Here is a 12,925-nt window from a genome sequence, read left to right on the forward strand (position 1 = left end):
GGGGCCGCTGGCCACGCATCACAGCAGGGCCTCCAACCCCTCCAGCGCGCGGGCCACGGTCTGCCGTCGCACCGCATCGCGGTCGCCATCGAAGTGGAAGCGCTCGGCATGGGTGTAGCCGCCGCGCCGCTTCCAGCCGATCCACACCGTGCCGACCGGCTTGTCGGCGCTGCCGCCGCCCGGCCCGGCGATGCCGGTGACGGCCACCGCGACGCTGGCGCCGGAATGCACCAGCGCACCGGAAACCATCTCGATCACCGTCTCGCGGCTCACCGCGCCCTGGCTTTCCAGCGTCTGCGGGCGCACCCCGAGCAGCGCCTGCTTGGCTTCGTAGCTGTAGGCGACCATGCCGCTGTCGAACCAGTCCGAGGAGCCGGCCACGCCGGTCATGGCCTTGGCGATCCAGCCGCCGGTACAGCTCTCGGCGGTGACCACGCGGTCGCGCGCAGCGCGCAGGCGCTCGCCGATGCGGGTGGCGAGTCGCTCCAGTTCGAGATCGTCGGGCGTGGTGGCCATGTCGTCGCCTGCGTGAACGGTTGTCCCGTTGTAACGAAAAACGCGCGGCGGCGAAACCGCCGCCGCGTCCGCCGCGCTCAGCGGTCGCAGCCTTCCAGCTTCAGTGTCTGCCCGGGCTTGATCGCATAGGCCGGCGCACGCAGTCCATTGGCACGCGCCAGGGCCGGCACCTCGCACTGGAAACGTGCCGCGATGCGACCGAGGGTGTCGCCCTTGGCGACCTTGTAGCTGCGCGCGGCCGGGCGCCGCGCCGCGCGTGCCGGCGCGACCGGCGCGGTGGCGGCAGGCGCGGCCGCCTGCATCGCCTGCACGTCGCCCACCGCCACGTTGCCGGTATAGCTGGCGGCCTGCGGCCGCTTGATCGCGGCATTCACGTCGGCGGTGATCAATGCCCGCGCCAGGTCCGCGCGCGGCCCGTTCACGCAATGCCGGTTGTACAGCCCGGCGATGCGGGTGGTGGCATTGATGGTGGTGCCGGCGGGAATCCAGCCATCGGCCTCGTAGCGCGGGTTGAGGTTGCGCAGCACGCGCATGTAGCCGTCGCGGGTACCGGCGCTGCCCAGGCAGATCGTCAGTTCGTAGATCGTGGTGGACCTGGCCAGGCGGATCGTCGCCGGCTGCGCGCTGACCTTCGGGAACTCGACGCCATACTGCTGCGGGTGCAGGAAGATCCACGCCGCGGCGATCACCATCGGCACGTAGTCCTTGGTCTCGCCCGGGAACTGGTTGTAGATCGAATCGGTCCAGAAGCCCTGCCCGCCGCCCTGGTTGAATACCCGCTGCGCGCGGCCTTCGCCACCGTTGTAGGCGGCCAGCGCCAGCTCGATGTTGCGGTTGAGCTGGCCCATGCGCTCGTTCATGTAGGAGGCGCTGGCCTCGGCGGCACTGCGCGCGTCGAAGCGGGTATCGAAGCCGGTGCCGTCCGGGCCGAGGCCGAAGCGGCGGCCGGTGGCCGGCATGAACTGCATCAGCCCCGCCGCGCCCGCGCGCGAGGAGGCGTGCACGCGGCCGTTGGACTCCTTGGCCATGATGCCGAACAGCATCGCCTCCGGCAGGCCGCGTTTTTCCCACTCCGGCCACATCACCGCACGCAGGTTCATGTAGTTCTCGTAGCTGGTCAGCAGCGCCGGGCGCATGTCGGTCAGCCAGCGGCGGATACCGGCCTGGATGGCCGGGTTGTATTCGACCATCTCGTCGAAGGCATGGCGGTGGTCGTTGAGCAGCGCCGCCGCGCGGGCGGCCTCCGGCACATCGGCCACCAGCGGGCCGACATGGTCGGGGTCTGCCTCCAGCGTGTCGCCGGCCTCGTCCGCGGCATCGCCGGCGCTGTCATCGGCCTGCTTTTTCAGCAGCCGCTTGTAAGTGGACAACAGGTTGCCCACCTGGCAGCCCTTCTGGCCGATGCAGGCGTCGATCACGTCCTCCATGTCCTCCAGCGCCGCATTGCCCTCGGCGGTGCCCTTGGGGTCGGCGTTGGCGACCAGCAGCAGCGCGTCGGTATAACGCTTCTCGGCCGCGGCCATGCGCTGTTCGATCGCCTCGATCCGCCCCTTGTCGCGGGCGGACACGCGCTGCGCATGCGCGGTGGGAATGGCGATCAGCAGCGAGGCGGCGACCAGCAGCGAGCAACGACGGGCGGACGGAACGGAAGCGGGCATCTGCGGCATTACGGGCGGAAAGGCTGGCAGGGTAGCCGCCGGCCTCGTTGCCCGGCAACCGGAACGATCAGGCGATACAGTCGGCAGCTAGAATCCACCCACGAACATCCGGGAGCACTGCATGGACCCCATCCTGATCGGCAAGGGCATCACCGACGACATCGCCGTCACCCTGCTTCCGCGCTTCGGCAACCGCCATGGCCTGGTGGCCGGCGCCACCGGCACCGGCAAGACGGTGACGCTGATGACCCTGGCCGAGGGCTTCTCGCGGCTGGGCGTGCCGGTGTTCCTGGCCGACGTGAAGGGTGACGTGGCCGGCCTGGCCGTGCCCGGCGACGGCGGCGAGAAGCTGGCCCAGCGCGCCGCCGACATCGGCGTGGCCGGCTATGCCCCGGCCGCCAGCCCGGTGGTGTTCTGGGACCTGTACGGCCAGCTCGGCCACCCGGTGCGGACCACGGTCAGCGAGATGGGGCCGACCCTGCTGGCGCGCATCCTCGAACTCAACGACACCCAGGCCGGGGTGCTCGACATCGTGTTCAAGCTGGCCGACGACCGCGGCCTGCTGCTGCTCGATCTTGACGACCTGCGCGCCCTGCTCAACCTGGTGGCCGAGGAGCGCAAGGACGTGTCCACCGAGTACGGGCTGGTCAGCGCGCAGTCGGTGGCGGCGATCCAGCGTGCGCTGCTGCGCCTGTCGCAGGACGGCGGCGAGAAGTTCTTCGGCGAACCGGCGCTGGAACTGGCCGACATCATGCGCGTCAACCACGACGGCCGCGGGGTGATCGGCATCCTCGCCGCCGCGCAGCTGATCCTCAAGCCGCGCCTGTACTCGACCTTCCTGCTGTGGCTGCTGTCCGAGCTGTTCGAGAAACTGCCGGAAGTGGGCGACCTGGAGAAGCCGAAGCTGGTCTTCATCTTCGACGAGGCGCACCTGCTGTTCGACGACGCCCCGGCCGCACTGGTGCAGCGCATCGAGCAGGTGGTGCGGCTGATCCGCTCCAAGGGCGTGGGCGTGTATTTCTGCTCGCAGTTCCCCGACGATGTCCCGGCCAACATCCTCGGCCAGCTCGGCAACCGCGTGCAACACGCGCTGCGCGCCTTCACCCCGCGCGACCAGAAGGCGGTGAAGACCGCGGCCGAGACCTTCGTCCCGAACCCCCGGCTCGACGTGGTCGCCACGCTGTCGCAGCTGGGCACCGGCGAGGCACTGGTCTCTACCCTGCAGGACAAGGGGGTGCCCTCGCCCGTGCAGAAGACCCTGGTGGCCCCGCCACGCTGTCGCATGGGGGCGATCACCGACGCCGAACGCGCCCAGGTGCGTGCCGGCAGCCCGGTGGGGGGACGCTACGACAATGCGGTCAACCGCGAATCGGCGGCCGAGATCCTGGCGCGGCGCACACAGCAGGCGGCCGAACAGGCCAAGGCGCCGGCCGCCCGCACCCGCGAACAGGACGATGGCCAGGAAGGCGGCTTCAGCCAGGCCATCAAGGACGCCATCTTCGGCACCAGGCGCCGCCAGGGCATGATCGAGACCATGGCCAAGCAGACCACGCGCACGGTCGGCACCAAACTGGGCAACCAGATCGTGCGCGGCATCCTCGGCGGGATATTCGGCGGCAAGCGCTGACCGATACCGGCAGACACCACCGCACGCACAAGGGGACATCATGGAAGACCGCCTGCGCACCCGCGCACCCGCACACGCACCGCAGCCGTTCTGGCAGCGGCTGCGCGCCATCACCCTGTACCCGCTGCGCGGGCCGGCGCTGTACTCGCTGGTCGCGCTGACCCTGTGCACCCTGCTGGAGCTGCTGCCGGGCATCGGCTGGATCCTCAACCTCATCACCTGGGTGGCGATCTACCGCTACGCGTTCGAGATCCTGCGCGAGACCGCCAATGGCCGCATGCGCTCGCCCGAGCACACCCTGGGCAGCAGCGACGGCACCGTGCTGCGCCTGCTCGGGCTGATGATCCTGATGGGCATCTTCGTGGTCGCGATGACGGTGTTCCTCGGTCCGGTCGCCGGCCTGCTGGCGCTGGCGGTTGTGGTATTCCTGCAGCCCGGCTGCGTGATTTCGCTGGCGCTGGATGGCAGCCTGCGCACCGCCGCCAACCCGGCCACGTCGATCGCCCTGGCCACCCGCATCGGCTGGCCGTATCTGGCGGCCTTCCTGCTGCTGTTCGTGATCCAGGCCAGCGCGCTGACCGCCGGGCGCTGGCTGCACGCGTGGATGCCACCGGTCGTCGGCGAGCTCGCGTTGAACTTGTTCGCCATCTGGGGGCTGTTCTCCGCGTTCCATCTGCTGGGCTACCTGGTCTACCAGTACCACGGCGTGCTCGGCTTCGACCCGGAGGGCGCCGCCGAGCCGCTGTCGCGCCACGATCCGGATCGCGCGCTGCTGGACGAGGCCGAACACTTCATCCGCGAAGGCCACCGGCAGGCAGCGCTGGAGACGCTGCGCGGCGCGATCCGCAGCCGCGCGGTGGGCCTGCCCGTACATGCGCTCTACCAGCGGCTACTGGTGCGCGACGGCGCGTCCGGCGAACTGCGCGAGCATGGCCGCCAGTACATCAGCCGGCTGCTGATGGAAAAGCAGGAACGGGTGGCGATGAGCGTGCTGCGGGAAATACTGGAACACGACCCGGACTTCACGCCCGCCGAGCCGGAGCAGGCCGAACTGCTGGCCGCGCGCGCCGCCATGGGCGGCCAGTTCGCCCTGCAGATGGACCTGCTGCGCGCCATGCTGCGGGCCTGGCCACGTGCGGCCCAGGCGCCGCAGTGGGCGCTGCAGGCCGCAATGCTGCTTGGCGAACGCTACAACCGCGACGCCGAAGCCCTGCAGCTGCTGGACGATGCGCTTGCGCGCTGCGACGACGACGCGCAGCGCCACCGGCTCGCCAGCGCGCGCGACGCCCTGCGGCCCCGGACGCCCCGGGAACCGGTGTGCGATCCGCCATGAGCCCCGCCCGCTGACGACCGGCGTGCCCGGGCACCGGGTACGGCGCTAGTCGTTCTCCAGCAGGAACCGCGCCTTGGCCGCCTGTGGCGCCTGCGGGTAGCGCCGTTCCAGCAGCGCCAGCAGGCGCCGCTGTTGCTCGCGGGCGTGCAGCTCGCCGTGGCGCAATGCCAGCCGCAGCCATGCCTGCGCCGGCTCGCCGCCGGGGCGCGGCGTATCGCGTTCGAGCGCGGCTTCGGCCTCCCGCAGCCACCCGGCCGCCAGGCAGCGCTCGAACAGCAGCCGCCCGGCTTCGGCGTTCAGCGGCATGGCCCCGGCCAGCCACGTCTTTGCGATCTGGTGCTGCACCGCCTGGCTTGCGGCGTCCGCACCGGCATCCAGCCGCAGCACATCCAGTGCGCGGGCCTGCATATCGGCGGGGCGGCCGGCGTTGCAGGCCACCCGGTAGCGCGCGACCGCCACGTCCAGGCGCTGCGGCTGCTCGCCGGCCAGCTCGCCCAGCAGCCGCTCGGCGGCGCCATTCTGCAACCGCCCCATGTGCTGCAGCGCCTGCTCCCAGCGTCCGTCGACGATGGCTCCCGCGCGCGCATCGTCGGCCATGTAATCCTCGCGGACCTGGCCCGTGGCCACCAGCAGGCCGCCCAGCGCGGCGCCGCAGACCAGTCCGCCGGCATGCGCATCGAAGCCGATGCCGGCGTCCGTGTTGGCCAGCAGGTTGTAGACCTCCCAGCCCAGCCACAGCGGCAACAGCCAGATCGCCGGTGCCCGCACGTAGTCGAACACCACCGCGAACCAGTAGAAGAAGCGCACCGGGCGCCGCCCCCAGACCACGCAGAACGCCCCCATCAGCGCGGCAACCGCGCCCGACGCCCCCAGCCCGCTGCCACTCTCCCCCCAGCGCCACCACAGGCTGGCGAGGCTGGCGCCGAACGCGCCCAGCAGGTAGACACCGAGAAAACGCCACCCACCCAGCGCGCCTTCCAGCAACAGCCCCAGGACGACCAGGAACAGCATGTTGCCGAGCAGGTGCATGAACCCGCCATGCAGGAACGCCGAGGACAACATCCGCGCCGGCGACCACTCGGAGCTGCGCATGACGTGGCGCAGGGTGAACACCTCGTCCAGGCGAGCCTGGTACGGCCGACGCAATGCCTGCCAGGCGGCATGCCGTTGTGCCGATTCGAGCAGCCGCCCCTCCTCCATCGCGGTGACGAACGCCACGTCGCTCAGGGTGGACATGCCCACGAAGCCGGCGCGCCGCGCTTCCGGCAGGGCCTCGAACGCGGCCAGCGCATCGCGCCGTGCGGCCTGCCGCAGGTATTTTTCGTAAGCCGGCACTTCGTACCCGCCCAGCCCCGATTGCAGGTACCAGGCCTGGGCCGCCTCGAGCCGGCGCGCGTCCCCCAGCTGCCAGCCGAAATAGACCAGTGCATTGGCCACGACCAGCAGCAGCGTCACCAGTGGCAGCGTCGCCAGCGTGAACGGCTTGTGCAACGGCAGGATCAGCATCGTCCGGCATCCATGTCGATGCGCCGCAGCTTCGGCCATCGATTGGCCTGGCGCAAGCGTGCGCGGCTACCATGCGCCCGGTCTTCCCGATGTTCCATCGCAATGAGCCGCTGGCGCCCCCCTGCAGAAAAAAGTACCGCCCTGATCACCGCCCGGGGCCATGCGCGGCTGAAGGCCGAACTGGACGAGCTGTGGCGCCAGCGCCGGCCCGAAGTGGTCAAGGCGCTGGCCGCCGCCGCGGCCGAAGGCGACCGCTCGGAGAACGCCGAGTACACCTACCGCAAGAAGCAGCTCGGCGAGATCGACCGCCGCGTGCGCTACCTGAGCAAGCGCCTGGAAGCGCTGCGCGTGGTGGATACCCGCCCCAGCGACCCGCAGGCGGTGTTCTTCGGCGCCACGGTGGAACTGGAGAACGTCCAGTCCGGCCAGGTCCACGTCTACCGCATCGTCGGCCCGGATGAAACCGATGCGACCGCTGGCTGGATCAGCATCGATTCGCCGCTGGCCCGCGCGCTGCTGAAAAAGCGCATCGACGACGAATTCGAGGTGGAACTGCCCGGCGGACGGCAGGGGTTCGCCATCATCGGCATCGACTACGACGCCGGGTGATGCCCCGCCACGGCACCGCGCGCCGGCCCGCAACGGCCGTGCGACCGGGCCCCGCCCCCGGCTTCGCGCCGGCCAGGCCACCGGGACTGCACGCCTGTCCGGCATCCCCCGCGAGCGCGGTCGAGCGGATCGTGGCCGACGAACCCGGGATGCGTCAGCGCAGCGGCGCGGGGTACGTGCGCCCTTCGCGCAGCGGCCGGAAATAGCCGGCTTCGGCGTAGAAGGCGTCATCCTGCCGCGGTTGCCAGCCCGGCACCCCGGCCAGCGGCAGCGGACGCAGCTGCAGCGGATCGCCGAGGATCTCGCCGGCGGCTATCGCCGCGGCCACGCGCGCCACGCAGGCCGCATCGTCCGCGCCGTGTACCGCCACGCAGCGCCCGACCAGGCGCCGCCCGGGCACCAGCACCTGCTCCATCAGCGCGTGCCCGATCACCGCGGCCACGCCGATGCCGCCGTCATGCCAGCGTGCGGCCTGCGCGGCGAACAGCGCGTGCCAGCGATGGCCATCCCACAGCGGCAGCAGGGCCGGGTCGGCAATGCGTACGATCACCCCGCATTCGTCGAATTGGGTCAGCGCCTGCTGCGCACGGTTGCGCCGCTGCGGACCCATCGCGTCGATATGCAGGCACTGGCGCGCGTTGAGCGCCGACTTGATCGCCGGGAAACGCGCCCAGACCAGCGCGTTGAACAGGTCGTGCCAGTTCTCCGGGCGGGTGGCGATGCGCCCCTGCGCGGCGATGCGCGTTTCATAGTGCAGGCCATCGCCGAGCAGCGCCTTGTCCTGCACCACGAAGCGCCGCCCAGGCAGCGGCAGCGCCGCGTTGAGCGCATCGATATCCGGCCATTCCGTCGCCGCCAGCAGCGCGCGGTGAGCGGCATCGCACTCCAGCAACGGATGCCCGAAACACGCCGGATCGACCTGCCCGCGCGGCGGCGCGACGAAGCGCCGTCGATCCGGACCGATGCCGGCGCCGGTATCGTCCTGCGCCGCGCGCGCGCCACGCGGCTGGCCGGTCACAGCACCTTGAGGTCGAACGGCGTGGCGGCCGGCCTGACGCGCGCGTCGCCGAACAGGTCGTGCTCATCGCTGTCGGTAATGTCCACGTCGACGAAATCGCCCACGCGCAGCCCCGCCGCGTCGGCATTCTGGATATGCACCAGGCCGTCGATCTCCGGCGCATCGGCCTTGGAGCGCGCCACTGCGATGCCGTCCTCGATGGCGTCCACCAGGCATTGCTGCACGCTGCCGACCTTGGCCTCGAGCTTGGCCGCGGAAATGGCCGCCTGCTTTTCCATGAAACGGGCCAGACGCTCCTGCTTCACTGCTTCAGGCACCGGGTCCGGCAGCTGGTTGGCGGTCGCCCCTTCCACCGGCGAGTAGGCGAAGGCGCCGACGCGGTCGAGCTGGGCGGCATCGAGGAACTCGAGCAGCTGCTCGAACTCGGCCTCGGTCTCGCCCGGGAAGCCGACGATGAAGGTCGAGCGCACGGTGATGTCCGGGCAGGTTTCGCGCCAGCGCAGCACCCGCTCCAGGGTCTTGTCGACCGCGCCCGGGCGCTTCATCAGCTTGAGGATGCGCGGGCTGGCGTGCTGGAACGGGATGTCCAGGTACGGCAGGACCCTGCCCTCGGCCATCAGCGGCACGATGTCGTCCACGTGCGGATACGGGTAGACGTAGTGCAGGCGGGTCCATGCGTCCAGCTCGGACAGCCCCTCGCACAGCGCCTTCATGCGCGTGGCGTACTCCCTGCCGCGCCAGGTGCCCGGCGCGTACTTGCGGTCCACGCCGTAGGCCGAGGTGTCCTGCGACACCACCAGCAGTTCGCGCACGCCGCCCTTGACCAGGCGCTCGGCCTCGCGCAGCACGTCCTCCACCGGGCGCGACACCAGGTCGCCGCGCATCGACGGGATGATGCAGAAGCTGCAGCGGTGGTTGCAGCCCTCGGAAATCTTCAGGTACGCATAGTGGCGCGGGGTCAGCTTGATCCCGTAATCCGGCACCAGGTCCACGAACGGGTCGTGCCTGGGCGGCAGCGCGGCATGCACCGCGTCCATCACGCTGGTGTAGTCCTGCGGCCCGGACACCGACAGCACGTCCGGGTAATGCTCGCGGATCATCTCCGACTTCTTGCCCAGGCAGCCGGTGACGATGACCTTGCCATTCTCGTTCATCGCCTCGCCGATGGCGTCCAGCGATTCGGCCACGGCCGAGTCGATGAAGCCGCAGGTATTGACCACCACGACGTCGGCCGAGTCGTAGGACGGCACGATGTCGTAGCCCTCCACCCGCAACTGGGTGAGGATGCGCTCGGAATCGACGAGGGCCTTCGGGCAGCCAAGGCTGACGAAGCCGACTTTTGGGTTCAGCTGGGACATGGGGTCTGGCGGTTCTGTAGGGCCGGGGCCGGAATGGCCGCGGGGCCGTGAGGGCGGCGATTATACCGGCCGGGTGCCGGCGCTACCCGGCAGCGGCCTTAACATGGGCATCGATCATTCCCCGCGCGCCACGGAGTCGCCCATGAACCACTGGATCACCCTCGCAACCGCCCATGGCCCGGTACGCGCCTGGCAGGCCCTGCCCGACGGCCCCGCGCGTGGCGGGCTGGTGGTGATCCAGGAGATATTCGGCGCCAACGCCCATGTCCGCCACGTCGCCGACCAGTACGCAGGCGAGGGCTACGCGGTGCTGGCCCCCGCGTTCTTCGACCCGCTCGAACCGGGGCTGGAACTGGACTACGACGCCGCCGGCACCACCCGGGGCAAGGCGCTGGCGGACGCGCTGGGCGTGGACCGCGCCGTGGACATCGTCGATGCCGCCGCGCGCGCCCTGGCCGGCCACGGCAGGGTCGGGACCGTGGGTTACTGCTGGGGCGGCACCATCGCCCTGCTCGCCGCGCAGCGGCTTGGCCTGCCCTCGGCCAGCTATTACGGCGCACGCAACGTGCCGTTCCTGGATGCGCCGTTCAAGGCCCCGGCGATCTTCCATTTCGGCGCGCAGGACCCCTCGATCCCACCGGCTGCCGTTGCAGCGCACCGTGAAAAGCAACCGTCGATGCAGGTATACGTGTACCCGGCCGGCCACGCCTTCAACCGCGAGGTCGGCGCGCATTACCACGCTCCGAGCGCCGCGCTGGCGCGCGAACGCACCTTGGCCTTCCTCAGCGAGAACCTGCGATGACCGAAGTTGTGACGTCCGATTTCGAGCTTGACACCCGCCTTGCCGCCGACAGCGTCCTGATCGCCGACGGCCCGCTGTCCCAGATCCGCCTGATGAACGACGACCGCTTCCCCTGGGTCGTGCTGGTCCCGCGCGTCCCCGGCGCCAGCGAGTGGATCGACCTGGACGGCAGCCAGCAGCGCCTGCTGCTGGCCGAGATCAACCAGGTCTCGCGCCACCTGAAGCAGAAACCCAACGTCACCAAGCTCAACATCGGCGCGCTGGGCAACATCGTGCCGCAGCTGCACATCCACCTGGTCGGCCGCCACGAAGGCGATGCCGCCTGGCCCGGTCCGGTCTGGGGCAGCGGCCCGGCGCAGCGCTTCGACCCCGGGGTGCTGGCCGAGCGTGTCGAAATCTGGCGCCAGCGGCTACGATAGCCGCCACTTCATCCAAGGACCCGCAAGTCGATGCGCTCCAACCTGATCGCCGCCCTGATCCTGATCGTCGTCGGCCTGTTCTTCCTGGCCAAGAACCTGGGCTGGATCAACGGCAACATCGGCTCGATGCTGGCCACCTGGTGGCCGGCCATCCTGGTGGCCGTGGGCATCGGCATGCTGTTCGGGCGCGGCAAGTAGGCCCCGGCGACCGATGGAAACACGAAGGGCGCGGAATTCCGCGCCCTTTTCGCGTGCCGCAGGGTCCCGCGCTCAGGTACGCGGCAGGGTCACCCCGGTCTGGCCCTGGTACTTGCCGCCGCGATCGCGGTACGACGTTTCGCAGACGTCGTCCTTGTCGGCCTGGAAGAACAGCATCTGCGCCACGCCCTCGTTGGCGTAGATGCGCGCCGGCAGCGGCGTGGTGTTGGAGAACTCCAGGGTCACGTGGCCTTCCCATTCCGGCTCCAGCGGGGTGACGTTGACGATGATCCCGCAGCGCGCATAGGTGCTCTTGCCCAGGCACACCACCAGCGTGTCGCGCGGGATGCGGAAGTACTCCACCGTGCGCGCCAGCGCGAACGAGTTCGGCGGGATGATGCACTCGTCGGCCTCGATGTCGACGAAGCTCTTCGGGTCGAAGTGCTTGGGGTCGACGATGGTCGAGTTGATGTTGGTGAACACCTTGAATTCGCGCGAACAGCGCACGTCGTAGCCGTAGCTGGAAGTGCCGTAGCTGACGATGCGCTGGCCATCAAGCTGCTTGACCTGCCCGGCTTCGTACGGCTCGATCATGCCGTGCTGCTCGGACATGCGGCGGATCCAGCGGTCACTCTTGATGCTCATTCGACGTTCCTGGTGGCGATGGAACCCGGCCCGCAGGCCGGAGGGACAGCGATTCTAGCCCAAGCCCGGCGCCCGGCATGGCGGCCGGGTCGTCGCGGCGGCCGGTTCAGACCAGCGAGGAAACGATGGGAATGCCCGCCCGCGGACGCTTGCCCAGCTCCTCGACCATGCGCCGCGCCGCGGCCACATAGGCTTTGGCGGCCGCCGAATCAGGCGCTGCCGCCACGATCGGGGTGCCGGCGTCGCCCTGCTCGCGGATGCCGATCTCCAGCGGCAGCGAACCCAGCAGCGGCACGCCGTACTGGGCGGCCATGCGCTGGCCACCGCCTTCGCCGAACAGGTGCTCGACGTGGCCGCAGCTGGAGCAGGTATGCACCGCCATGTTCTCGATGATGCCCAGCACCGGCACTTCGACCTTCTCGAACATCTTCAGCGCCTTGCGCGCGTCCAGGGTGGCGATGTCCTGCGGCGTGGTCACGATCACCGCGCCGGCCACCGGGATCTTCTGCGCCAGGGTCAGCTGGATGTCGCCGGTGCCCGGCGGCAGGTCGACCAGCAGGTAGTCCAGGTCGTCCCAGCGGGTGTCGTTGAACAGTTGGGTCAGCGCCGACGTCGCCATCGGCCCGCGCCAGATCATCGGCGAATCCTGCTCGACCAGGAACCCGATCGACATGGTCTCCACCCCGAACGCCCGCATCGGCTCGATCGACTTGTTGTCCGGGCTCTCCGGGCGCCCGCTGAGCCCCAGCATCGCCGGCATGCTGGGCCCGTAGATATCGGCATCCAGCACCCCCACCCGCGCGCCCAGTTGCTGCAGCGCCACGGCCAGGTTCACCGCCGTCGTCGACTTGCCGACCCCGCCCTTGCCGGAGCCCACGGCAATGACGTTGCGGATGCGGGGATGGGGCGAAAGGCCCTTCTGGACGGCATGGGCGGCAACCCGTGACATTGGCTGGGACATGATCAAGGACCGTACTGGGGGGGCCGGAAATGGTAGCAGCCATGCCCGCCGTGCCAGGCGGGTTGCCCGCGCACGCCGCCAATGCGCACCGCATCGGCGAAAAACCGCGGCCTGATATGCACAAAAATCATCACGTCGGTGCCGGAAGCCCCTGTGGCAATGCCGGCGCCTGTCATTACAGGCGTTTGAGCTCGACGCTGGAACAGAATTCGCAGCTCTTATACCTGTTCACATAAAAAAAATGTGCATAACTTGCCGCGACAACGTGCACATAT

The 12,925-nt window shown here is 69.8% G+C and carries 13 protein-coding genes; 6 read left to right on the top strand and 7 right to left on the bottom strand.

Translation table 11 applies throughout. From position 1 onward, the window contains the following. Positions 1-18: 18 nt before the first annotated feature. Positions 19-516, bottom strand: a complete 498-nt coding sequence (locus F0P95_RS14015) for a CinA family protein (RefSeq protein WP_054666655.1) — start codon at positions 514-516, stop codon at positions 19-21. Positions 517-593: 77 nt separating this feature from the next. Further along, on the bottom strand, positions 594-2,174 hold the full coding sequence (locus F0P95_RS14020) for a transglycosylase SLT domain-containing protein (protein WP_425515875.1): 1,581 nt from the start codon (positions 2,172-2,174) through the stop codon (positions 594-596). Positions 2,175-2,295: 121 nt separating this feature from the next. On the opposite strand from F0P95_RS14020, the gene F0P95_RS14025 reads away from it, so the two are divergent. After that, the gene (locus F0P95_RS14025; RefSeq protein WP_182334747.1) at positions 2,296-3,801 is read left to right on the top strand and encodes a helicase HerA-like domain-containing protein; all 1,506 of its coding nucleotides are present in this window, start codon (positions 2,296-2,298) and stop codon (positions 3,799-3,801) included. 40 nt (positions 3,802-3,841) lie between these two features. After that, entirely contained in the window at positions 3,842-5,134 is a 1,293-nt protein-coding gene (locus F0P95_RS14030) for a DUF4013 domain-containing protein (protein WP_182334748.1), read from the top strand. A gap of 45 nt (positions 5,135-5,179) precedes the next feature. On the opposite strand, the gene F0P95_RS14035 is transcribed toward F0P95_RS14030, so the two are convergent. Beyond that, complete coding sequence (locus F0P95_RS14035) at positions 5,180-6,640, bottom strand: rhomboid family intramembrane serine protease (protein ID WP_182334749.1); 1,461 nt, start codon at positions 6,638-6,640, stop codon at positions 5,180-5,182. Positions 6,641-6,742: 102 nt separating this feature from the next. Between F0P95_RS14035 and greB the strand changes: the two genes are divergently transcribed. After that, positions 6,743-7,249 carry a transcription elongation factor GreB gene (gene greB / locus F0P95_RS14040; protein ID WP_182334750.1) on the top strand — a complete coding sequence of 169 codons (507 nt, stop codon included), beginning with the start codon at positions 6,743-6,745 and terminating at the stop codon, positions 7,247-7,249. A gap of 154 nt (positions 7,250-7,403) precedes the next feature. Here the strand turns inward: greB and F0P95_RS14045 are convergent, their stop codons facing one another. After that, complete coding sequence (locus F0P95_RS14045) at positions 7,404-8,267, bottom strand: DUF3025 domain-containing protein (protein ID WP_425515876.1); 864 nt, start codon at positions 8,265-8,267, stop codon at positions 7,404-7,406. Beyond that, positions 8,264-9,625 (bottom strand): 30S ribosomal protein S12 methylthiotransferase RimO, encoded by a 1,362-nt coding sequence (gene rimO, locus F0P95_RS14050; RefSeq protein ID WP_182334751.1) that lies wholly within the window; start codon positions 9,623-9,625, stop codon positions 8,264-8,266. The genes F0P95_RS14045 and rimO overlap by 4 nt, the downstream gene beginning before the upstream one ends. A gap of 142 nt (positions 9,626-9,767) precedes the next feature. Between rimO and F0P95_RS14055 the strand changes: the two genes are divergently transcribed. From F0P95_RS14055 to F0P95_RS14065, 3 genes are read left to right on the top strand one after another with little or no spacing between them, the layout of a single operon-like run. Continuing rightward, positions 9,768-10,427 carry a dienelactone hydrolase family protein gene (locus tag F0P95_RS14055; RefSeq protein ID WP_182334752.1) on the top strand — a complete coding sequence of 220 codons (660 nt, stop codon included), beginning with the start codon at positions 9,768-9,770 and terminating at the stop codon, positions 10,425-10,427. Further along, on the top strand, positions 10,424-10,846 hold the full coding sequence (locus tag F0P95_RS14060; protein WP_054666665.1) for an HIT domain-containing protein: 423 nt from the start codon (positions 10,424-10,426) through the stop codon (positions 10,844-10,846). Before F0P95_RS14055 ends, F0P95_RS14060 begins: the two co-directional genes overlap by 4 nt. Before the next feature lie 30 nt (positions 10,847-10,876). Further along, a complete protein-coding gene (locus F0P95_RS14065; RefSeq protein ID WP_162838910.1) occupies positions 10,877-11,044 on the top strand; it encodes a LiaI-LiaF-like domain-containing protein in 168 nt (55 codons plus the stop codon). 72 nt (positions 11,045-11,116) lie between these two features. Here F0P95_RS14065 and dcd read toward each other — a convergent pair whose 3' ends face one another. Beyond that, the gene (gene dcd / locus F0P95_RS14070; protein WP_054666666.1) at positions 11,117-11,689 is read right to left on the bottom strand and encodes a dCTP deaminase; all 573 of its coding nucleotides are present in this window, start codon (positions 11,687-11,689) and stop codon (positions 11,117-11,119) included. A 106-nt stretch (positions 11,690-11,795) separates the two neighbouring features. Continuing rightward, the gene (apbC, locus tag F0P95_RS14075; RefSeq protein WP_425515877.1) at positions 11,796-12,650 is read right to left on the bottom strand and encodes an iron-sulfur cluster carrier protein ApbC; all 855 of its coding nucleotides are present in this window, start codon (positions 12,648-12,650) and stop codon (positions 11,796-11,798) included. Positions 12,651-12,925: the final 275 nt, after the last annotated feature.

Origin of the sequence: Stenotrophomonas acidaminiphila, assembly GCF_014109845.1 — a bacterium.
GTDB classification, from domain to species: domain Bacteria; phylum Pseudomonadota; class Gammaproteobacteria; order Xanthomonadales; family Xanthomonadaceae; genus Stenotrophomonas; species Stenotrophomonas acidaminiphila.

Coding starts and splice junctions, on each gene's coding strand:
- F0P95_RS14015 (WP_054666655.1), bottom strand. CDS start 516: ATGGCCACCACGCCCGACGATCTCGAACTGGAGCGACTCGCCACCCGC.
- F0P95_RS14020 (WP_425515875.1), bottom strand. CDS start 2,174: ATGCCCGCTTCCGTTCCGTCCGCCCGTCGTTGCTCGCTGCTGGTCGCC.
- F0P95_RS14025 (WP_182334747.1), top strand. CDS start 2,296: ATGGACCCCATCCTGATCGGCAAGGGCATCACCGACGACATCGCCGTC.
- F0P95_RS14030 (WP_182334748.1), top strand. CDS start 3,842: ATGGAAGACCGCCTGCGCACCCGCGCACCCGCACACGCACCGCAGCCG.
- F0P95_RS14035 (WP_182334749.1), bottom strand. CDS start 6,640: ATGCTGATCCTGCCGTTGCACAAGCCGTTCACGCTGGCGACGCTGCCA.
- greB (WP_182334750.1), top strand. CDS start 6,743: ATGAGCCGCTGGCGCCCCCCTGCAGAAAAAAGTACCGCCCTGATCACC.
- rimO (WP_182334751.1), bottom strand. CDS start 9,625: ATGTCCCAGCTGAACCCAAAAGTCGGCTTCGTCAGCCTTGGCTGCCCG.
- F0P95_RS14055 (WP_182334752.1), top strand. CDS start 9,768: ATGAACCACTGGATCACCCTCGCAACCGCCCATGGCCCGGTACGCGCC.
- F0P95_RS14060 (WP_054666665.1), top strand. CDS start 10,424: ATGACCGAAGTTGTGACGTCCGATTTCGAGCTTGACACCCGCCTTGCC.
- F0P95_RS14065 (WP_162838910.1), top strand. CDS start 10,877: ATGCGCTCCAACCTGATCGCCGCCCTGATCCTGATCGTCGTCGGCCTG.
- dcd (WP_054666666.1), bottom strand. CDS start 11,689: ATGAGCATCAAGAGTGACCGCTGGATCCGCCGCATGTCCGAGCAGCAC.
- apbC (WP_425515877.1), bottom strand. CDS start 12,650: ATGTCCCAGCCAATGTCACGGGTTGCCGCCCATGCCGTCCAGAAGGGC.